The 20,838-nt window shown below is 68.3% G+C and carries 21 protein-coding genes; 12 read left to right on the top strand and 9 right to left on the bottom strand.

The genetic code is table 11. The features are described from left to right. Positions 1-22: 22 nt before the first annotated feature. From FB475_RS29340 to FB475_RS29350, 3 genes are read left to right on the top strand one after another with little or no spacing between them, the layout of a single operon-like run. Positions 23-718 carry a histidine phosphatase family protein gene (locus FB475_RS29340; RefSeq protein ID WP_141860413.1) on the top strand — a complete coding sequence of 232 codons (696 nt, stop codon included), beginning with the start codon at positions 23-25 and terminating at the stop codon, positions 716-718. Positions 719-731: 13 nt separating this feature from the next. After that, a complete protein-coding gene (locus tag FB475_RS29345) occupies positions 732-1,310 on the top strand; it encodes a DUF3090 domain-containing protein (protein ID WP_141860415.1) in 579 nt (192 codons plus the stop codon). A 10-nt stretch (positions 1,311-1,320) separates the two neighbouring features. Next, on the top strand, positions 1,321-2,112 hold the full coding sequence (locus FB475_RS29350; protein WP_141861656.1) for an SCO1664 family protein: 792 nt from the start codon (positions 1,321-1,323) through the stop codon (positions 2,110-2,112). On the opposite strand, the gene FB475_RS29355 is transcribed toward FB475_RS29350, so the two are convergent. Next, positions 2,109-2,819, bottom strand: coding sequence for a DUF6882 domain-containing protein (locus FB475_RS29355; RefSeq protein ID WP_141860417.1), 711 nt, complete (start codon positions 2,817-2,819; stop codon positions 2,109-2,111). The two genes, FB475_RS29350 and FB475_RS29355, sit on opposite strands and share 4 nt — an antisense overlap. A 124-nt stretch (positions 2,820-2,943) precedes the next feature. On the opposite strand from FB475_RS29355, the gene mshC reads away from it, so the two are divergent. Then, positions 2,944-4,164 carry a cysteine--1-D-myo-inosityl 2-amino-2-deoxy-alpha-D-glucopyranoside ligase gene (gene mshC, locus FB475_RS29360; protein WP_141860419.1) on the top strand — a complete coding sequence of 407 codons (1,221 nt, stop codon included), beginning with the start codon at positions 2,944-2,946 and terminating at the stop codon, positions 4,162-4,164. A gap of 54 nt (positions 4,165-4,218) precedes the next feature. Here mshC and FB475_RS29365 read toward each other — a convergent pair whose 3' ends face one another. From FB475_RS29365 to FB475_RS29375, 3 genes are all read right to left on the bottom strand, one after another. Beyond that, entirely contained in the window at positions 4,219-5,115 is an 897-nt protein-coding gene (locus tag FB475_RS29365; RefSeq protein ID WP_141860421.1) for a hypothetical protein, read from the bottom strand. A 10-nt stretch (positions 5,116-5,125) separates the two neighbouring features. Continuing rightward, positions 5,126-5,905, bottom strand: a complete 780-nt coding sequence (locus tag FB475_RS29370) for a L,D-transpeptidase (RefSeq protein ID WP_141860423.1) — start codon at positions 5,903-5,905, stop codon at positions 5,126-5,128. A gap of 99 nt (positions 5,906-6,004) precedes the next feature. After that, positions 6,005-6,850, bottom strand: coding sequence for a polysaccharide deacetylase family protein (locus FB475_RS29375; protein ID WP_141860425.1), 846 nt, complete (start codon positions 6,848-6,850; stop codon positions 6,005-6,007). A gap of 55 nt (positions 6,851-6,905) precedes the next feature. Here FB475_RS29375 and FB475_RS29380 point away from each other — a divergent pair, with 55 nt between their 5' ends. After that, entirely contained in the window at positions 6,906-7,274 is a 369-nt protein-coding gene (locus FB475_RS29380) for a MerR family transcriptional regulator (protein WP_141860427.1), read from the top strand. A gap of 15 nt (positions 7,275-7,289) precedes the next feature. On the opposite strand, the gene FB475_RS29385 is transcribed toward FB475_RS29380, so the two are convergent. Continuing rightward, on the bottom strand, positions 7,290-8,135 hold the full coding sequence (locus FB475_RS29385) for a PAC2 family protein (RefSeq protein ID WP_141860429.1): 846 nt from the start codon (positions 8,133-8,135) through the stop codon (positions 7,290-7,292). A gap of 183 nt (positions 8,136-8,318) precedes the next feature. On the opposite strand from FB475_RS29385, the gene FB475_RS29390 reads away from it, so the two are divergent. From FB475_RS29390 to FB475_RS29420, 7 genes are all read left to right on the top strand, one after another. After that, a complete protein-coding gene (locus FB475_RS29390) occupies positions 8,319-8,972 on the top strand; it encodes an HAD family hydrolase (RefSeq protein ID WP_238332509.1) in 654 nt (217 codons plus the stop codon). Positions 8,973-9,009: 37 nt separating this feature from the next. After that, positions 9,010-10,578: an ABC transporter substrate-binding protein gene (locus FB475_RS29395; protein WP_141860431.1), complete on the top strand. Its 1,569-nt coding sequence runs from the start codon at positions 9,010-9,012 to the stop codon at positions 10,576-10,578. 304 nt (positions 10,579-10,882) lie between these two features. Then, positions 10,883-11,821, top strand: coding sequence for an ABC transporter permease (locus tag FB475_RS29400; protein ID WP_238332510.1), 939 nt, complete (start codon positions 10,883-10,885; stop codon positions 11,819-11,821). Positions 11,822-11,877: 56 nt separating this feature from the next. Continuing rightward, positions 11,878-13,653 carry an ABC transporter substrate-binding protein gene (locus FB475_RS29405; protein WP_141860434.1) on the top strand — a complete coding sequence of 592 codons (1,776 nt, stop codon included), beginning with the start codon at positions 11,878-11,880 and terminating at the stop codon, positions 13,651-13,653. Between the two features lie 95 nt (positions 13,654-13,748). Continuing rightward, positions 13,749-14,762 carry an ABC transporter permease gene (locus FB475_RS29410; RefSeq protein WP_141860436.1) on the top strand — a complete coding sequence of 338 codons (1,014 nt, stop codon included), beginning with the start codon at positions 13,749-13,751 and terminating at the stop codon, positions 14,760-14,762. A gap of 17 nt (positions 14,763-14,779) precedes the next feature. Next, positions 14,780-15,847, top strand: a complete 1,068-nt coding sequence (locus FB475_RS29415) for an ABC transporter ATP-binding protein (protein ID WP_202878649.1) — start codon at positions 14,780-14,782, stop codon at positions 15,845-15,847. A gap of 8 nt (positions 15,848-15,855) precedes the next feature. Then, a complete protein-coding gene (locus FB475_RS29420) occupies positions 15,856-16,923 on the top strand; it encodes an ABC transporter ATP-binding protein (protein ID WP_420359237.1) in 1,068 nt (355 codons plus the stop codon). Here FB475_RS29420 and FB475_RS29425 read toward each other — a convergent pair whose 3' ends face one another. From FB475_RS29425 to FB475_RS29440, 4 genes are all read right to left on the bottom strand, one after another. Further along, a complete protein-coding gene (locus FB475_RS29425; protein ID WP_141860441.1) occupies positions 16,924-18,078 on the bottom strand; it encodes a hypothetical protein in 1,155 nt (384 codons plus the stop codon). Next, a complete protein-coding gene (locus FB475_RS29430) occupies positions 18,075-18,572 on the bottom strand; it encodes a SigE family RNA polymerase sigma factor (protein WP_141860443.1) in 498 nt (165 codons plus the stop codon). Before FB475_RS29430 ends, FB475_RS29425 begins: the two co-directional genes overlap by 4 nt. Positions 18,573-18,640: 68 nt before the next feature. Next, entirely contained in the window at positions 18,641-19,441 is an 801-nt protein-coding gene (locus tag FB475_RS29435; RefSeq protein WP_141860445.1) for an SGNH/GDSL hydrolase family protein, read from the bottom strand. Then, positions 19,438-20,730, bottom strand: coding sequence for an alpha/beta hydrolase (locus tag FB475_RS29440; RefSeq protein WP_185759496.1), 1,293 nt, complete (start codon positions 20,728-20,730; stop codon positions 19,438-19,440). Before FB475_RS29440 ends, FB475_RS29435 begins: the two co-directional genes overlap by 4 nt. Between the last annotated feature and the right edge of the window lie 108 nt (positions 20,731-20,838).

Consider the following 20,838-nt stretch of genomic DNA (forward strand, 5'->3'; position numbering starts at 1 on the left):
CCGACCCGCTAACGTGCAGTGCATGCCCACGGTGATTCTGGTCCGCCACGGCCGCAGTTCGGCGAACACTTCCGGCACGCTGGCCGGCCGGACGCCCGGCGTGAAGCTCGACGAGACCGGCTTCCAGCAGGCCGAGGCGGTCGCGCAGCGGCTGGCCGGCCTGCCGCTGGCCGCGATCGTCACCTCGCCGCTGGAGCGCTGCAAGCAGACCGCGGCGGCGATCGCGAAACTGCACGACGGGTTGCGTCCGGCAACGGATCGCCGGCTGACCGAGTGCGGGTACGGCGACTGGACCGGACAGAAGATCGCGACGCTGGCCAAGGACCCGTTGTGGACCGTCGTCCAGCAGCACCCGTCGGCGGTGACGTTCCCCGGCGGCGAGTCGATGCGCGCGATGCAGCAACGCGCCGTCGACGCCGTCCGTGCGCACGACGCGGAGCTGGCGAAAACCCATGGTGACCAGGCGATCTGGGTGGCGGTCTCGCACGGCGACGTGATCAAGTCGATCGTCGCGGACGCGCTCGGTCAGCACTTGGACACGTTCCAGCGGATCGTCGTGGACACCGCCTCGACCACAATCATCACCTACACCGCGACCCGCCCGTTCCTGGTCCGGCTGAACGACTCCGGCAGCGAGCTGGCCTCGCTGGTCCCTAAGCCGTCAGCGAAAGCGAAGCCGAAGAAGGCCTCCTCGGACGCAGTCGTCGGCGGACGGTAATAGGGTCATAGGTATGGCGCGAGTTGTGCACTCCTACGACGACCCCGAGCGGTTCGTCGCCGGCACCGTCGGGGAGCCAGGGGCGAGGACGTTCTTCCTGCAGGCCAGGGCCGGACACCGGCTGACCTCGGTGGCGTGTGAGAAGGAACAGGTGATGGCGCTCGCGGAGCGGCTCGACGTGATGCTGGACGAGGTCGCCCGGCGGTTCGACCGCGACCCGGTGCCGCCGACCGGTTCCGACGACACGGCGCCGCTGGAGCAGCCGATCGAGGAGGAGTTCCGGGCCGGCACCATGACGCTGGCCTGGGAGGCCGACGCGGAGCGGGTGGTGATCGAGGTGTTCGCGGTGGTCGCCGTCGACCCGGCCGAGCTCGAGGAGGAGGCCGACCCGGTCACCGCGGCGATGGAGTCCGACGACGCCGAGGTGTTCGTGGTCCGGATCACCGAGGAGCAGGCGCGGGCCTTCGCCCGGAGGGCGGTCGCGCTGGTCGCGTCCGGCCGGCCGAGCTGCCCGTTCTGCGGCCGCCCGATCGACGCCGACGGCCACATCTGCCCGCGGGCCAACGGCTACCGCAGGCACCTGCCGGAATGACACGGGGATGATGGTGGACCCGGAGCTCCTCGCGTTGGGGGAGCTGTCGTTGCACGGTCGCCTGGTCGCGGCCTCGAACGGCACGTACCAGGGCTCGGTGAGCTTGTCCGGGCAGACCGCCACTGTGGTCTACAAACCGGTCGAGGGCGAGCGCCCGCTGTGGGACTTCCCGGACGGGACACTCGCGCAGCGCGAGTTCGCGGCGTACGTCGTCTCCGAGGCGCTCGGGTGGCACGTCGTACCGCCGACCCTGCTGCGCGACGGGCCGCTCGGCGTCGGCATGGTCCAGCTGTGGATCGACGAGGCCGAGCTCGGGCCGGGGGAGACCGAGCTGGTCGACATCGTCCCGCAAGGGCGCGTACCGAAGGGCTGGGTCGGCGTCCTGGAGGCCCTCGACGGGCGGCACAACCCGGTGACGCTGGTGCACGCGGACAACGACGCGTTGCGGCGGATGGCGGTGTTCGATGCCGTGGTCAACAATGCCGACCGCAAGGGCGGCCACGTGCTGAACCCGGGCGACGGCCGCGTGTTCGGCGTGGACCACGGTGTGACGTTCAACGCCGACGACAAGCTCCGGACGGTCCTGTGGGGCTGGGCCGGCGACCCGATCCCGGCCGAGCTGCTGACCGACGTACGCCGGTTGGCGGACGAGCTGGCCGGTGCGCTCGGGCAGCAGTTGTGCGAGCTGATCACCGCGGTCGAGCTGACCGCGACCCGCGAACGCTGCGCGACCCTGCTGAAGACCGGCACCTTCCCGTACCCGAGCGACGACTGGCCCGCAATTCCCTGGCCGGCGTTCTAAACCTTCGGTTGCACGCTGACGTCGGCGAGGCGGTTGTGTTCGTCGAAGGAGGCGACGACGGTGCTGCCGTCGGGTGCGGTACCGCGGATGGCGTCGGGGCCTTCGTCGAGCTGCAGGCCGAAGTGCTGGAAGTAGCCGCGGACGACCTGGCGGTGGTCGGACGGGAACACGCTGACCGCGGTCAGCAGCAGCCGGGGCGTGGCGATCGGGTCGAACCCGGCCTCGGGCAGTTGCTCGTCGGCGACGTGCAGGTACACGTGACCGCGGCCCTCGTTGATCGCGGTCGACCAGACGCCGCGGCCGCCGAGCACGGTACCGGCCGTGATCGCGAGCACGATCGCGGCCTGGGCCGGCTCCGCGAAACCGCTCAGGTCCGGGCTGTCGGTGGTGAACTCGGTGATCCCGTGCCGGGCGCCGAACTCGCGGATCGCGCTGGTCGGTGCGACGGCGGGCGCGTCCGGGCCGAAGCCCGGGTTCGCCCAGCCCCACAGCCAGGTCCGGTCGACCTCGGAGAAGCTGCCGAGCAACGTGATCCCGCTGAGCACGCCGCGCTCGCTGCTCAGGGTCCGCTCGGTCAGGTCGGCCTGCAGCGAGTCCGGCCCGACGACCTCGTTGAACAGGTCCTGCTGCTGGATCGCCGCGGCGGCGATCCAGGCGCCGTACGCGCTGAACTCGGCACTGAACTCGGAAACGAAGTCGGCACTCATCGTCCGCGAGATTATCCGGCGGCGGGGTGCAGCGTGAACCTGACCACGGAATGGACGACGGGACGGACCAGGGAATGGAACCGTGTCGCGTCATTGAAAATCGGACTGGCATAAGCTCCGACACATGCAGGCGTGGACGAAACCAGACATCCCGGTCGTACCCGGGCCGGCCCGGCGGCTTCGCCTCTACGACACCGCCTCCCGCGGTCTGGTCGAGGTGCAGGCCGGCGACGGGAAGACGGCCAGGATGTACGTGTGCGGCATCACGCCGTACGACGCGACGCACATGGGGCACGCGGCGACGTACGTCACGTTCGACCTGATCAACCGGCTGTGGAGGGACTCCGGGTACGACGTGGTGTACACGCAGAACATCACCGACGTCGACGACCCGCTGCTCGAGCGTGCGACCGAGACGGGTGTCGAGTGGACGGACCTCGCGGCGCGGGAGATCCAGTTGTTCCGCGACGACATGACCGCCCTGCGGGTGATTCCGCCGCAGCACTACATCGGGGTCGTCGAGTCGATCGACCTGGTGGCGTCGGCGGTGGAGGACCTGCGGCGGGCCGGAGCGGTGTACTCGGTGGACGGGGATCTGTACTTCGCGGTGAAGACGGATCCGGCCTTCGGCGGCGTGTCGGGGTACGACCGCGCGACGATGACGGAGCTGTTCGCCGAGCGTGGTGGGGATCCCGAGCGGGAGGGGAAGCAGGACCCGTTGGACAGCCTGCTCTGGCGGCACGAGCGGCCGGGCGAGCCGGCGTGGGACTCCGCGCTCGGGCGCGGGCGGCCCGGGTGGCATGTGGAGTGCTCGGCGATCGCGCTGGAGTACCTCGGGATGACCTTCGACGTCCAGGGTGGTGGGACGGATCTGATCTTCCCGCACCACGAGATGTCGGCGAGCGGGGCGCAGGTGGCGACCGGGGAGCATCCGTTCGCGCGCGCGTACGTGCATCAGGCGATGGTCGGGCTCGACGGCGAGAAGATGTCGAAGTCCAAGGGCAATCTGGTGCTGGTGTCGAAGGAGCGGTTGGCGGGTGCCGACCCGATGGCGATCCGGTTGGCGCTGCTCACGCATCACTACCGCACCGACTGGTTCTGGACGTCTGCCGATCTCACCGATGCCCGGGCGCGACTCGACCGCTGGCGCGCTGCCGTCGCACGTCCGTCCGGCCCGGATGGTGCAGCTGCAGTAGACGCCGTACGCGCAGCCCTCACCAATGACTTGGACTCCCTGGCCGCCCTGCAAGCTGTCGACGCCTGGGCCGAGACCGAAGGCGACGACCCTGAAGCCCCCGCCCTGATAGCCCTGGCCTGTGACGCCCTACTGGGCGTGAAGCTGTAGCTCGTGATGTGCAGAACCCCCGGCCGATGATCGGTCGGGGGCTCTGTGGTGCGGTCAGCCGGTGACGGGTTGGTGGGTTTTCACCGGGGTGGGGACGGGGGCCGCGGGTGGGTTGTTCACCTGGGGTGGGACTGGGTTGTCCACCGGGGGCTTGGGGGCGGGCTTGGGTTTGGGTTTGGGGGCCGGCTTGGCGCAGGTGGCGGAGGCCAGGGTGATGGTTTCGGCGCCGCCGAGCTCGATGGTCAGGCCCGTGACGGTGAAAGCGCCGTCGGAGTGCTTGGTCTGGGTGTTGACCTTGATCGCAGCCAGCGGGTTCGACGGCAGGGCCGCGCCCTGCGTGGTGGTCGGCACCTTGAACGTCTGGCCGAGCAGAGACAGCGAGCCGATGTCGATGCCGCCCTTCGCTCCCGAACACCACACGTTCAGCGAGTCGATCGACAGCAGCGCCTTCGGCGGTGTCAGCAGCAGGTTGCACAGGTCCGGCAGGTTCTTCACCGGCAGGTCCTTGGTGCTCAGCTTCGGCAGCCCGAGGCCGAGGTCGGGCAGCGCCAGGTCCGGCAGCGGCAGGTCGCCGGCGCCGATGGCCGGCAGGTTCGCGCACTGCTGCTTGAGCTCCGGCGGGATCTTCACCTGGCTGAGGATGTCCGGCCCGACGACGATGTCGAACAGCTCGACCGACGCGGAGTCGTTGCCCGCGGTCGCCGTACCGGCCCGGACCGAGAGCAACGGGTTCTGCGGGAGCTCGAGCGCGGACGTCGTCTGCCGCTTGCCGTCGAGCGACTCGGCGTACGGCGTCTTCGGGATCGGCACCTGGCCTTCGGCGCTGACCGCGTACGCCGAGGAGGGGCGGGCCGCTGCGTTGCCGAGGGGGGCACTCGCGACCAGGCTGAACGTCACGACGCCGGCCACGGCCGCAGCCGTCAGCACCGTCGGAGTCAGTGGGCGTCGCATCGGAATCTCCTTATTTGCTGTCGATCAGGACGAGCGTCCCGAGCGGAACCTTCTGCAGGTCGGCGAGCGCGGTCTTCGGCACCCGGACGCAGCCCGCGCTGATCGCCGCACCGAACACGTGCGGATTCGGCCAGCCGTGGATCGCGACGGTACCAGGTCCGCCACCGAACGTGTCCAAGGTGGGACTGTGCGCACCCAACGGGAGCACGATCGGCGACGCCGAGCGCTTGTGGTCGATGATCGAGCCGAGCAGGAACGTCCGGCCGGGCGGCGTCGGCGTCTTCTTCGCGCCGACCCCGGCCTTCCAGGTCCCCAGGCTCTTGTTGTTGTCGAACAATTCCAGCGTCCGCGAACTGGTGTGCACCCGGATCAGGTACGACGAGGTGGCCCGGTCGAGGTCCTCGTCCTGGAGCCACCCGGTGGACCGGTTCGGCTTGGAGGGCAGCAGTACTCGCACCCACCCGTCGGTCTGGTCGACGACCGGCAGCCAGGTCGGCCCGAACTGGGTCGGCGCGATCTTCCCGAACGCGTCGTCGGCGTCGGGTGAGCTGAACAGCGCCGCCTCGGACCGCGGATGCACGACCACCCCGGTGGTACCGGCGTACGGATCGGTGTCGAGCGGCGCCGCGGCGATCGTGGTGGCGGTCGTCGACGCCGTCAGCGTGCTGAGGTCGACGGTCTTGTGCTGGTCCTTGTTGCCGAAGATCCCGACCGCCGCGACCACCCCGAGCAGCACGAGCACAGCGAGCGCGGGGATCGAGCTCCCGCCCCGCTCGTCCTGCCTGCGCATCTCGTTGCTCCCCGTGGTCCCGGTGACGGCGCGCCGTCACCCCCCAGTAGTGCGGTCGAATATAAACCCATCAGTAACAACGCGCCAGGTCCAGCCGGGTTACACCGTCGCGAAGTGCGCGGCGATGTCGTCACTCGTCGTGAGCCAGACGTCGCTCTGGGAGGCAACGTACTCCAGGGCGAGGTTCAGGTACTTCGCGCGGAACGGCTGCCCGATCACGAACGGGTGCAGCGCGAGCGCCATCACCCGGCCGGTCCCGGCCAAGTCGTCGCGAAGTACGTCGTACTGGTCCTTGACCATCTGCAGGAAGTCGGGGCCGCTGAGGCCGCGCTGGAACAGGCCCAGGTCGTTGAGTTCGAGGGTGTAGGGGACGCTGAACATGCCGGGAATGGTGAGGCGGTACGGCTGGTCGTCGTTGGTCCAGTCGAGGAGGTACTGGTAGCCGAGTTCGGACAGCAGTTGTGGCGTGTTGTGGGTCTCGGTCAGACCGGGGCCCATCCAGCCTCGGGGCCGCTGACCGGTGGCGGCCTCGATCGTGTCAGTGATCTCGGTGAGCACACGCCGTTCCTCGTCGGGCTCGTACCCGGTGTGCAGGATCGAGTTGGTCCGCCCATGAGCAAGCCAGGCCCAGCCCCGCTCGACGCCGGCCTTGACGATCTGCGGATTGTGCTGCGCGACGTCGGAGTTGAGCAGCGCGCTCGCGCGGATGCCGTACCGGTCGAGGATGTCGATGATCCGCCAGATGCCGACCCGCGCGCCGTACTCACGCCACCCGTGGTTCAGCGGATCCGGATCGAGGTCGAGCGGCCAGATACTCGTCGACGGCTTGCCGAGGAGGAAGTGCTCGATGTTGAGGCCGACGTAGAACGCGACGCGCTTGCCGTCGGGCCACGTCAGGCGCGGTCGCGTGGGGAGTGGACTGTAGTCGTACAGGGGGAGCGTCATACTTGGACGGTAGAGTCTGACATCAGTGTCAGGTTCAAGCCCCGGAGGTCGGACCGTGCGAATCGGCGAACTGGCGCGCCGGACCGGAGTCAGTGAGCGGTCCTTGCGGTACTACGAGGTGCAGGGGCTGCTCGTGTCCGAGCGGACTCCCGGGGGTCAGCGTGAGTACGCCGAGCGTGCCGTGGATCGGGTGATCCTGATCCAAGAGCTGTTCGCGGCCGGGCTGCACAGCAAGAAGATCGCGCAGTTGCTGCCGTGCATGCGCGACCCGGACGGGGGTCCGAACGAGCGCGCGACGCCCGAGCTGATCGAGGAGCTGACTGCCGAGCGGGACCGGATCGACCGGATGATCGCCGACCTCACCACGTCCCGCGCTGTCCTCGACGACGTGATCGCCACCGCAAACCGCGAGCTGCCCGTCTAGTCACCGGGCCCGTGTTCAGTCGCCGCGGTTCTTGTTGCGGCGGCGGAGGTAGCGCTCGAACTCGGCTGCGATCGCCTCGCCGGTGGCCTCCGGCAGGTCCGCGGTGTCGCGCTGCTCCTCGAGCGAGTGCACGTACTCCGCGACCTCCGGGTCCTCCTCGCTGAGCTCGTCGGCGCCGCGCTGCCAGGCTCGCGCGAGCTCGGGCAGCTCACCCTCGGGGATGGTCAGGTCGAGCAGCTCCTCGATCTTGCCGAGCAGGGCGAGCGACGCCTTCGGGCACGGCGTACCGGCTATGTAGTGCGGGATCGCGGACCAGATCGACACCGACGGTACGCCGAGGGTGCTGCACAGGTCGGCGAAGACGCCGGTGATGCCGGTCGGGCCCTCGTACGTCGATTGCTCCAGGCTCCAGGCCGCCGTCAGCTCCTCGTCGGACGACGTCGCCGACACCGGGATCGGCCGGGTGTGCGGCGAGTCGGCGAGCAGCGCGCCGAGCACGACGACGATCTGCGCGTTCGACTCGTCGACGATCTCCAGCAGCTCGCGGGAGAACGCCCGCCAGCGCATGTTCGGTTCGACGCCGCGGATCAGCAGCACGTCGCGGCCGGTGTCGGCCGGGCGGGCCAGGTAGATCCGGGTGGTCGGCCAGGTCAGCTGCCGGCCGCCGTCCTCGTCGATCCCGACCCGCGGCCGGTTCACCTGGTAGTCGTAGTAGTCCTCGGGGTCGATCGCCGTGACGAGCTCCGCGTCCCACTCGTCGATCAGGTGGTCGACCGCACCGGTGGCCGCCTCGGCCGCGTCGTTCCAGCCCTCGAACGCGGCGATCACGACCGGGTCCCTCAGGTTCGCGAGGTCAACCACTCGCAGGCCCCCTGTCGTCTCTGTAGCCACACCGGCGCTGTCTTGTCAGTCGCCGGAATCCGGACTGCCAGCCTACGTGCTCCCCGCGGGTCACGTGTCCGGTTTCACCCCAGGCGGAACGTGTCGCACCCGGCCAGGGAGAATGGGACCGACGCGAACCATCACGGAGTAGAGGAGCGGTAGTTGCCGGCCCTGCAAGCGGTGCTGTGGGACATGGACGGGACGTTGGTCGACTCCGAGAAGGTCTGGGCGGAGGTCCAGCTCGAACTGCTCCCGTCGCTCGGCGCGACCTGGACGATGGAGGACTGCCTGTCCTTGATCGGCAGCGACCTGCGCGAGGCCGTGAAGGTCTGGATGGCGCGGATCCCGGCCGGCGTGATCACCGCCGACGAGCTGGCCGACCGGATGTTCTCCGAGGTGGTCGAGGCGCTCCGTCGCGAGGTGACGTTCCAGCCGGGTGCGCTCGAGCTGCTTCAGGCGCTGCGCAAGGAGCAGGTCCCGTGCGCGCTGGTGTCGGCGTCGTTCCGCTCGATGATCGACGCCGTTCTCGGGCACCTGCCGCCGGATCCGTTCGACGTGGTCGTGGCCGGTGACGAGGTGACGCACGGCAAACCGCACCCCGAGCCGTACCTGACCGCGGCCGAGAAGCTCGGCGTCGACCCGGCGTACTGCGTCGTCATCGAGGACTCGCTGACCGGCACCCAGGCCGGTGCGGCGGCCGGCATGTACGTGGTCGCCGTACCGCAGTGGATCAGCATCCCGGAGGCGCCGCGGCGGCTCGTGGTGAAGTCGCTGGAACCGCTCACACCGGAGTCCCTGCGCGCGCTGCTCCGCTGACGAGCTAACGTCACTTGGTGCGCTGGGGAAAGGTGAGATGGTGAGTAGGTGGGTGCGCCGGATGCCGGCGGCCGTTGCTGTCGGTGCGCTGGGGTTGTGCCTGGCTGCCTGCGGTGAACCGGACGACAACGCGCCGCACCCGGGGGAGCAGACGCCGAAGCTGATGTTGCTGCGGCTCGCGACCACCGACGCCGCCACGTCCCTCGACCCCGCCGGGCCGTACGACCAGGCCTCCCGGACCGTCCAGGCGAACCTGTACCAGACGCTCCTCACGATCCTCCCGGACAAGCCGACGCCGGTCCCGGACGCGGCGGACTGCCAGTTCGACTCGCCGACAACGTACACGTGCAGCCTGAAGGAGAAGCTCACCTTCCCGAACGGGCACGACCTGACCTCGTCGGACGTGAAGTTCAGCTTCGACCGCCTGATCCGGTTGAAGACGCCCGGGGGACTGGCGCCGCTGTTCTCGTCGGTGAAGTCGGTCAGTACGCCGGACCCGCTGACCGCGGTGTTCAACCTGACCACCCCGGACGCGCGGCTGCCGTACCTGCTGACCACCACCGCGGCGTCGATCGTCGACGAGCAGACCTACCCGGCCGACGGCCTGCTGGCGGACAAGGCGATGGGCAGCGGCCCGTACCAGCTCGCCGGGTACAAGGCCGGCACCGAGATCGCGCTGACGAAGTTCGCCGGGTACCGCGGTCCGCGGGCGGCGCAGAACGACGGCGTCACGATCAGCACGGTCGCGGACTCGAACGCGGTCTACCAGGCGATCACGACCGGCAAGGCCGATCTCGCGTTCCACGGGCTCGGCCCGAACCTGCTCGACAACCTGCGCAAGGGTGGCCAGGTCCAGGTGGTCGACACGGGCTCCGCGGAGATCCGGCTGTTCGCGTTCCAGATGAAGTCGTTGCTGTCCCGGAACCCGGCGATCCGGCGCGCCGTCGCCCAGGTGATCGACCGGTCCGCGATCGCCAAGAAGGCGTACGGCGATCACGTGTCGCCGCTGTTCTCCGTCGTACCGCCGGGCTTCGGTGGGCAGGTGGACGCGTTCCGGACCGCGTTCAAGCAGCCGAACAAGGCAGTCGCGGCGACGATCCTCAAGGACGCGAACATCGCAGCACCGGTACCGCTGACGGTCGGGTGGACGCCGTCGCAGTACGGCGTCGGCGCCAAGGCCGAAGTGCTCGAGCTGAAGCGGCAACTGGAGGCGACCGGGTTGTTCCGGGTGACCTTGCGCAGTTCCGAGTGGCCGCAGTACCAGCAGGCCACCAAGAACGGCGCGTACGACCTGTACCAGACCGCCTGGACCCCGCAGTACCCGGACGCCGACGACTACCTGGCGCCGTTCGTCACCGACACACCGTTGCAGAACGGCTACCGCTCGGCGGCGGCCACGAAGTTGCTGCAGCAGGAACGGACCGAGCAGAACGGGCTGAAGCGCGACGACCTGATCGGGCAGCTACAGGGAGTGATCGCGCAGGACGTGCCCGTGATTCCGATCTGGCAGGCCCGCGTCACGGTGGCCGCCGCGAAGGACCTGGAGAACGTCAAAACCGCGCCGGATCCGCTGTCGTTCTTGTATCTCGCCGGATTACGGCGCTGATCAGGGCGCTCATCACAGCGCTGACACAAAAATGCCATGGCAGTAACGGTTCGCGAGGTGCCGGCGACCGTCGGTGCGACGCCGTGGTTTACTGCGGAAAGTCCACGATACGGGACGATTTCCTGACGATCACGATCGGGCAACGCAGCACTTTCCGCGTTTGACTCCGGGCAGTAATGGCGGCAGGTTAAGGCGGCAGCCATACCGGATTTCGTTTCGGTTCACCGAGCCAGGCAGGGGTACAGATCGCGTGAGTGCGCCACTCGAGGTCGATCCCGGATCAGCGTCAGCCCAACCTGAGGCCGTGCTGGAGGGCGCCGGCCGGATCGAGGGCCGGTCACTGTGGCAGATCTCCTGGATGCGGCTGAAGCGGGACAAGGTCGCGATCGCCGGCGGCATCTTCGTGATCTTCCTGATGCTGGTCGGCATCTTCGCGCCGCTGATCTGCAAGCTCATCGGCGTGACCCCCAACGACTTCCACCAGGACCTGGTGGACGCGTCGCTGCAGACCCCGATCGGCAAGTTCGGCGGGGTCAGCTGGAGCCACCCGCTCGGGGTCGAGCCGGTGAACGGCCGGGACATCTTCGCCCGGATCGTCTACGGCGCCCGGATCTCGCTGCTGATCGCGTTCCTGGCGACCTTGCTGTCGGTCGTGATCGGCGTCGTGATGGGCATCATCGCCGGGTACTTCGGCGGTTGGGTCGACACCCTGATCAGCCGGTTGATGGACATCTTCCTGGCGTTCCCGCTGGTGCTGTTCGCGCTGGCGCTGGTCGGCGCGATCCCGGACTCGATCCTCGGCCTCAGCGGTGACGCGTTGCGGGTCGCGCTGATCGTCTTCATCATCGGGTTCTTCAGCTGGCCGTACATCGGCCGGATCATCCGCGGCCAGACGCTCTCGCTGCGCGAACGCGAGTTCGTCGACGCGGCCCGCAGCCTCGGCGCGCGCCGGCCGTACATCCTGTTCACCGAGCTGCTGCCGAACCTGATCGCGCCGATCCTGGTCTACGCGACACTGCTGATCCCGACCAACGTGCTGTTCGAGGCAGGTCTGTCGTACCTCGGCGTCGGCGTCCGCCCGCCGACCGCCAGCTGGGGCGACATGCTGTCGATCGCGGCGAAGTGGTACTCGGTCGACCCGTGGTACATGATCTCGCCCGGCCTGGCGATCTTCATCACGGTGCTGGCCTTCAACCTGTTCGGTGACGGGCTGCGCGACGCCCTCGACCCGCGGTCGCGGTAGGACTTCTCTCCAATCAGGGAGCCTGGGCTCTCACAATTAAAGGGGTGCAAGAAGAGATGAGATGGAATCGCATCACGACGGCTACCGCCGTCAGTGCGGCCGTCGCCCTGAGCCTGGTGGCTTGTGGGGGACCCAAGGCGACACCCGGCGGCGGGTCGAGCAACGGCGGCGCGACGGCCGAGTTCAACGCCGCGGTCGGCAAGGTGTTCAACCCGAGTGACAAGAAGGGTGGCACGCTGCGGATGGCGATCACCCAGCAATGGGACTCGACCGACCCGGGCGACACCTACTACGGCCTGTCCTGGAACCTGGTGCGCAACTACGTCCGGCCGCTGATGACGTTCGCCGCGAAGCCGGGTGCGGAGGGTGCGAAGCCGGTGCCGGACCTCGCCGAGGCCCCGGGTGTGCCGAGCGACGGCGCCAAGACCTGGACCTACAAGATCCGCAAGGGCATCAAGTTCGAGGACGGCACGCCGGTCACCTCGAAGGACGTCAAGTACGCCGTCGCGCGGTCGCTGGACAAGGCGACGCTGCCCAACGGCCCGACGTACTTCAACGACTTCCTGCTGGACATCCCGAAGGGCTACAGCGTCTACAAGGACAAGACGCTCGCCGGGGTGGCCAAGGCGATCGAGACGCCGGACGACAACACGATCGTGTTCCACCTGAACAAGCCGTTCGCGTCCTTCGACTACTTCGCGCAGCTGCCGTCGACGGCTCCGGTGCCGCAGGCCAAGGACACCGGCGCGAAGTACAAGGAACACCCGATCGCGACCGGCCCGTACAAGTTCGGCACCTACAACCCGAACAGCGGCTTCGACCTGGTCCGCAACGACCAGTACGACCCGTCGACCGACCCGGACTCGGGCCGCAAGGCGCTGCCGGACAAGATCACCATCGCCTACAACGTCGAGGGCACCGACATCGACAACCGGCTGCTGGCCGGTGACCTGGACGTCGACCTCGCCGGTACCGGTGTGCAGCCGGAGACCCAGGCGAAGATCCTGGCCGACCCGAAGCTGAAGGCGCACGCCGACAACGTGCCGGCTCCGCGCCTGAACTGGACCGTGCTGAACAGCCAGGTCCCGCCGCTGGACAACATCCACTGCCGCAAGGCGGTGCTGTACGCCGCCGACCACGAGGGCTACCAGCGCGCCTACGGCGGTCCGATCGGTGGCGACATCGCGACGAACCTGATGCCGCCGGGCGTGACCGGTTCGGAGCAGTTCGACGACTACGGCTTCAAGACCGACAAGAACGGCAACGTCGACAAGGCCAAGCAGGAGCTGCAGCAGTGCGGCCAGCCGAACGGCTTCGCGATCAACATCACCTACCGCACCGACCGGGCCAAGGAGAAGGCGGTCGCCGAGACGCTGCAGCAGTCGCTGAAGCGGGTCGGTATCAACCTGACCACCAAGCCGTACCCGACCGGTGACTACACCAAGCTGTACGCCGGCAAGCCGGACTTCGCGAAGGCGAACCGCCTCGGCCTGATCGTCTACAGCTGGGGCGCGGACTGGAACGACGGCTTCGGCTTCCTGAGCCAGATCGTCGACAGCCGGGTGATCCGCGACACCGGTGGTAACACCAACCTCGGTATCCGGATCCCCGAGGTGGACCAGCTGATCGACAAGGCGATGTCCACCACCGACGAGACCGCCCGGAACAAGATCTGGGTCGACGTCGACAAGAAGGTCATGGAGCAGGCGGCGGCGCTGCCGGGCATCTGGGCCAAGGGCCTGCTGTACCGTCCGGACACGCTGGCCAACGTCTTCACCAACGACGGTCAGAACATGTACGACTACGCGGCGATCGGACTCGCGCAGAAGTAGTTGCTCTGACCAACCATCATTTCGCCAGCAGAGGTAGGTGAAGGCTGACGGTGACCGGTGATCAGCGATGATCACCGGTCACCACGCCGCGTACGGTGTTCGCATATCTGGTCCGCCGGGTGATCGGGGCAGTGATCCTGCTCTTCATCGTCACGGCAGTCACGTTCTCGATCTTCTTCCTGGTCCCGCGGCTCGGCGGCGCCACCGCGGACGACATGGCTTCGCGGTACGTCGGCCGCAGTGTCGGCAAGGAGCAGATCCACCAGACCGCGGAACGGCTCGGCTTCACCGATCCGCTCTACGTGCAGTACGGCCGCTTCGTGAAGGGCCTGGTCGTCGGCGAGGACTACAACTACGGCCCGACCACCGAGCACTGCCCGCCGCCGTGCTTCGGGTACTCGTTCCTGACCCAGACGCCGGTGTGGCCGGACCTGGTCGCGCGAATACCCGTGACCGCCTCGCTGGCCGGCGGTGCGGCGTTCATCTGGCTGATCACCGGTGTCGGTACCGGCGTCATCTCCGCACTGAGACGTGGATCCGTGCTGGACCGATCACTCATGTCGGTGGCACTGGCCGGCGTCTCGCTGCCGATCTTCTTCACCGGCCTGCTGTCGCTGTCGATCTTCAGTTACGGACTCGGCTGGACAGTCCAGGGCGGCACCAACCCACTCGACGAGACGAACCCGCTGTGGTGGGCGTACGACCTGATCCTGCCGTGGGTGACGCTCGCGTTCCTGTACGCGGCGGCGTACGCGCGACTCACCAGGGCCGGCATGCTCGAGACGATGAACGAGGACTACGTCCGGACCGCCCGGGCCAAGGGGCTGACCGAGCGAGACGTGATCATCAAGCACGGGCTGCGGTCCGCGCTGACGCCGATCCTGACCATCTTCGGCCTGGACCTCGGCCTGCTGCTGGGCGGCGCGATCCTCACCGAGACCACGTTCTCGCTGCCGGGCATCGGCCAGTACGCCGTCATCGCGCTGCAGGCCAACGACCTGCCGAAGGTGCTCGGCGTGACGCTGGTCGCGGCGTTCTTCATCGTGTTCGCGAACCTGGTCGTAGATCTCCTGTACGCCGTTGTCGACCCGAGGGTGCGCATCTCGTGACCGAGCCGATCGAAACCGTGTCCGTCTCAGACGTCCAGGACGCCCCGAAGCAGCGGGTTGAGCGCGGCGAGGCGTTCCTCGACGTCCGCGACCTCAAGGTGCACTTCCCGACCGACGACGGTGTGGTGAAGTCTGTCGACGGCATCTCGTTCAAGCTGGAACGCGGCAAGACGCTCGGCATCGTCGGCGAGTCCGGCTCCGGCAAGAGCGTCACCAGCCTGTCGATCATGGGTCTGCACAAGCCCGGGGTGGCGAAGATCAGCGGCCAGATCTTCCTCGACGGTCAGGACCTGGTCGCCTCCTCGCGCGAGGAGGTCCGGCTGCTCCGCGGCAAGCGGATGGCGATGATCTTCCAGGACCCGCTGTCGGCGATGCACCCGTACTACACGGTCGGCCACCAGATCGTCGAGGCCTACCGGGTGCACAACCAGGTCAGCAAGCAGGTCGCGAAGAAGCACGCGATCGAGATGCTCGACCGGGTCGGTATCCCGCAGCCGGACCGGCGGGTGGACGCGTACCCGCACCAGTTCTCCGGCGGGATGCGGCAGCGCGCGATGATCGCGATGGCGCTGTCCTGTGACCCCGACCTGCTGATCGCCGACGAGCCGACCACGGCCCTCGACGTCACCGTGCAGGCGCAGATCCTGGACCTGATCCGGGACCTGCAGCGCGAGTTCAACTCCGCCGTCATCATCATCACGCACGACCTGGGCGTGGTGGCCGAGCTGGCCGACGACATCCAGGTGATGTACGCCGGCCGCGCGATCGAGTACGGCACCGCCGAGGACATCTTCGACGCGCCGCAGCACCCGTACACCTGGGGTCTGCTCGGCTCGATGCCGCGGATCGACCGGGAACGCAGCGAGCGGCTGATCCCGATCAAGGGCACGCCGCCCAGCCTGATCAACGTGCCGAAGGGCTGCGCGTTCAACCCGCGCTGCAACTACGCGCACCTGAACGGCGGGCTCAGCGAGACCGAGAGTCCGGAGCTGCTGGACACCGGCGACGGCCACATGGTCGCCTGCCACCTCTCCCCGCAGAACCGCCGCGAGGCGTGGGAGACCGACATCAAGCCGAAGCTCTGAACGGGACCATCGTGACAACTACTGATGCTCAGTCGACTCCGAAGCCCGTCAAGGACGGCGGGGAGCTGCTGTCGGTCGACGGCCTCGTCAAGCACTTCCCGATCCGCAAGGGGCTGCTGCAGCGCCAGGTCGGCGCAGTCCAGGCGGTTGACGGCCTGTCCTTCAGCGTGAAGCAGGGCGAGACGCTCTCGCTGGTGGGGGAGTCCGGTTGCGGCAAGACGACCACCGGCCGGCTGCTCACCCGGCTGGAGACGCCGACGTCCGGCAAGATCGTGTTCGAGGGCCGCGACATCAGCCACCTCGGCGAGGGGAAGATGCGGCCGATGCGTCGCGACGTACAGATGATCTTCCAGGACCCGTACGGCTCGCTGAACCCGCGGCACACGGTCGGCAAGATCGTCGGCGCACCGTTCAAGCTGCAGCACGTGAAGACCGAACACGGCGTGAAGCGGGCTGTGCAGGAGTTGCTCGAACTGGTCGGGCTCTCGCCGGAGCACTACAACCGGTACCCGCACGAGTTCTCCGGCGGCCAGCGGCAGCGGATCGGCATCGCCCGCACGCTGGCACTCCGGCCGAAGCTGATCGTCGCCGACGAGCCGGTGTCCGCGCTGGACGTGTCGATCCAGGCCCAGGTCGTGAACCTGCTCGAGGACCTGCAGGACGAGTTCGATCTGACGTACGTGATGATCGCGCACGACCTGTCGGTCGTCCGGCACGTCTCGGACCGGGTCGCGGTCATGTACCTGGGCAAGATCGTCGAGCTCGCCGACCGCGTCAGCCTGTACGAACACCCGATGCACCCGTACACGGTCGCGCTGCTGTCCGCCGTACCGGTCCCCGACACGAAGCGCCGTACCAACCGCGAACGCATCCGCCTGCAGGGCGACGTGCCCAGTCCCATCAACCCGCCACCGGCCTGCCGCTTCCACACCCGCTGCTGGAAGGCCCAGGAGATCTGCAAGACGATCGAGCCCCCGCTGGTCCAACTGGCTCCGGGACATCAGACCGCGTGCCACTTCCCGGAGAATGCGACGCCCGAGCAGCAGGCGACTGCCGAAGCCGCCGCGAAGAGCTGATCAGTAGAGATCCGTGATCGCGCTGCCCGTTGGTAGCGCGAACGGCGCGTTGCGTGGCGGTGTGGTGCTGAAGCGGAGGGTGGAGAAGGCCGGGACGGCAACCCGCACCGCGCCGGATGCGGCGGTGACGACGAGGAGATCCGTCTCGGCCGACTTCGAGAACCGGCGCTTGCCAGCGGCAACGAACTTCTCGTCGCCGAGCCACTGACCGAAGTAGACGTGGTCGTACGCGTACGGCAGGCCGACCTTTCGTGCGCTCGCTACCTCGTAGAGCGCCAGGTCTGCCCAGCCTGGCTCGATGACGGGCAGCGCATCGGTCGGCTCTGTCACGAGGTACTTCGCGCTGGGCGAGAGGAACGCTTGCTGGCCGGTGAATTTGGCGGGCGCCGCGGTGGACACGGTGCGTGCGATCGCCAGACCGACCGCGGGCGGGCGCTGCGTGAGCGGCTGCTGGAACACGATCTGCCCGGCCGCGACCGCGCGGACCGCGCCAAGCGGCACCTTCGCGATCCGCTCGCCCTTGTTCGTGATGACGTCCCAGCGGTAGAAGCCGTCGTAAGCGCCGAAATACGCGAGGTTGCCGTCGAGGGCTACGACGCGCGGGTCGGCCACCAGGCTGACGTTCGGCGGGATCCGGTTGCCGGCGCTGGTGCGGACAAGCTCGCGCTGGGCGTTGACGTCGTACACGACCGACTCGAAGTGGTCGTTGAAGCCCTCGACCCAGGCGACGAGATTGCCGCGGACGTCGGCGGTCAGGCGCCACGTACCTTTGCCGAGGCCGCGTACGCCGGTGTGGTCGGCTAGGTGGATCTCGTTCTCCTGGTTGAGGAAGACGAAGCCCGCGTCGGTCTGGACGAAAGCGGTGATCCGATGGGGTGCCACGGAGATGGTCTCGTTGCCGTAGTGGAGGTCGGAGCCGACGGCGTAGGTGACGCGGCGCTCGGTGAACGGCAGTGACGGCACCCTATGTTTGCGTCCGGCGGCGATCGCCAAGCCGCCTCCGGCCAGGGCCACCGCTGTGCCGCTCGCGACGGTGAGCAGGCGCCGGCGGGAGCGGCGGTGGTTGCCGGCTGCAATGATCGCGGTCAGGTCGAGCGGTGGTGGCTCGACGCTGTCGGCCTGAGCGGTGAGGGTGTCGCGGAGCAGGTCGTTCATTCGGTCAGTCCCGCCTTCAGTACGACGTCGGAGCCCAGCCGGGTCCGGAGTTTCTTGAGCGCGTCGAAGACCTGACTCTTCACGGTGCCGACGCTGCAGCCGAGCACCTCGGCGGTCTGCACCTCGGTGAGGTCCTCGTAGTACCGCAGGACCAGCGCGGCCCGTTGCCGCGGCGGCAGGCGCTGCAGTTCGTGCCACAACCAGATCCGCGCGGTGCTGTCGTCGTCCACCGGCCGATCGGGTACGTCGTCGTTCGGCCGCTCGGCGTGCCACGACTTCCGCCGCCACCACCCGATCGCGGTCGTGGTGATCGCCCGCCGCGTATACGCCTCGGCATTGCCCGGATCCCGCAACCGGTGCCACCCGACGTACGTCTTCACCAACGCTTCCTGCACCAGATCCTCAGCCAGCCCCCGGTCACCGACAAGCAGGTACGCATACCGAAACAACGCAGCGTGCCGACTACCCGCAAACTCGGCAAACCCCTCGGCCATCCCGCCCCCTCGCTATCCCTACCCTCCCCGACGCGAAAACCCACGCAAAGGGTTGGGCGCTGAGGTGTCTAGCCTCCCTGGTGTGGCGGCTTGGGGAGGGGGTTGGGGGTGGCGGCTAGGAGGACGTTGGCTATTAGTTGGTGGCCGGCGGTGTTGGGGTGGTCGCCGTCGGGGGCCAGGAGGGACGTGATGTTCGAGCTGTGTTCGAAGGGGGTGTAGATGTCGACGTACGTCGCGTCGTCTGCGGCGGCTGCGGCGTTGATCGCGGCGTTGGTGCGGAGCGTGAGCTGGTTGCTGGCGACCCGGCCGCTGGCGGTGTACTGGCGCTCGGCGACGTCGCCGTCCTTGAACACGTTCCAGTAGCCGGTCATCAGGATCGTGGTCGGCTGGTTCTTCCGTAGCGTGTGAATCCGGGACAGGATCTTGTCCAGGTTCACGGTCAGCTGCTCGTACTCGTCGGACACACAGTCGGCCACGCACTGGCCGCTGGTGACGTCGTCGTGGTGGTCACCGAAGTCGTTCGCCCCGATCGTCAGCAGTACGACGTTCGCGTCCGAGATGGCCACCTGCGTGGTGTCGTCCTGGTCGAGCGCCTGCAGCAGACCGGTCGAGTCCATTCCGCCGACGCCCAGGTTGTTCACCGTCACCGGCGTGCGGTCGCGGTCGTGGAGCAGGTCGCCGTACATCTGGGGAAACGCCGAGCAGTTGCAGTTGGTGCCGGAGGTGACGGAGTCGCCGAGTGCCACGACCTGGACGTCTCCGGCCGGATGCGGCCGGAAGACCGAGCTCATCGTGTCGGCACCGCTGATCGCGGTGACGACGGCCAGGACGACCAGGCCGAGGGCGAGCCGTCGGAGTGTCTGGATCACGCGGTTTTCGTGTGCCTCGTTTCGTGGTGCTCGCCGGTGGCCAGCTGGGTGTCGTGATGGCTCAGCCCCGCGAGGGCGAGTTGGTTGACCAGCCAAGGATAGGCCGACGCGAACGCCGGCGCCGCGAACTGCCACACGTGCGTGCCGGGGGAGATCTCCACTCGGGACCAGATCCCGACCTTGGCCGCCGCGCTGGACAGCTCCTTCGCCTCGCGCTGATGGCGGCGTTCCTCGGTGCTGGTCAGGAACAGCCCGTTCACGCCTGTGTACTTGCCGTGCGCCTTCATCACCAGCAGCGGCTCGTTCTGCTTCTCGAGCGCCACGTTGCCGCCGTACAGGTCGTGCAGGCTGGCGGCCGGCGTACTCGTGTACGGCGCAAGGTCGCCGGAGATGTCGATGAAGTGGGTGAACACGTCCGGGTGCTCGACGACCAGGTCGAGCGAGCAGGTGCCGCCCATCGAGAACCCGGCGACCGCCCACTGGTGCGGGTCGCGGGAGGCGCCGAAGGTCTTCTCGACGTACGCCGGGATGTCCTGGTCGAGGTGGTCCGCGGAGTTGCCGCGCGGACCGTTGACGCACTCGGTGTCGTTGTTGAACTTGCGGGTCGCGTCGGCGAACACCAGGATCGGCGAGTACCCGTGGTGCTTGCTCGCGTACTTGTCTGCGACCTGTACGGCGTTCCCGAGCCGGACCCAGTCACCCGGGCCCCCGCGCTCACCGCCGATCAGTTCGACGACCGGCAGTGGGTGCCGGTGCTGGCTGCGGACGAACCAGATCGGCGGCAGGTAGACCAGCTCCTGCCGGTGCGCGAAGTGACTGTACGTGTCGGGGATGTCCACCGCGACGAGCTTGCCCGCGCCCGGCACCTTGGTCGCGTTCGCCTCGCGCGAGAGCCCCGCGATCGATACCTGACCCGGAAGCGGTGCATTCGCCCAGTCGTTCACCGCGGCGTCGATGGTCGGGTAGTAGCCGACGAACTGGTTGACCCCGTTCGCACACACCAGCGCTGCGAGCGCGGCCGCCACGACCGCCATCCCGCGCCGCCACCACCGCGCGGTCCGCCACCCGGCGGCCAGCACGATCAGCGCCGCCACCGCCAACCCGAACCACAACCACACCGAGAACGGGAGTGGATCGGTCACGCCGACGGCCGTGGCGCCCCAGTACGCCGCGAGCAGGGTCAGCACCAACGCCAGCCCACCGATCAGCGGCACCGCCCGCAACCGCCACTCCCGGTTGCGCCAGCCGATGGCAGCGATCAGGGAGCCGGCGGCCAAGACGTCCAGCATCGCCGGAAACCATCCCCCCAGCAGCGACACATTCATCCGACCCTCCGTACTTCGACTAGACCCAACCCCCAGACGCCGTACGTCAACGAATGGTTGGCACGAGAGATT

The sequence above is a fragment of the Kribbella jejuensis genome, assembly GCF_006715085.1.
In the GTDB taxonomy this organism is placed as follows: domain Bacteria; phylum Actinomycetota; class Actinomycetes; order Propionibacteriales; family Kribbellaceae; genus Kribbella; species Kribbella jejuensis.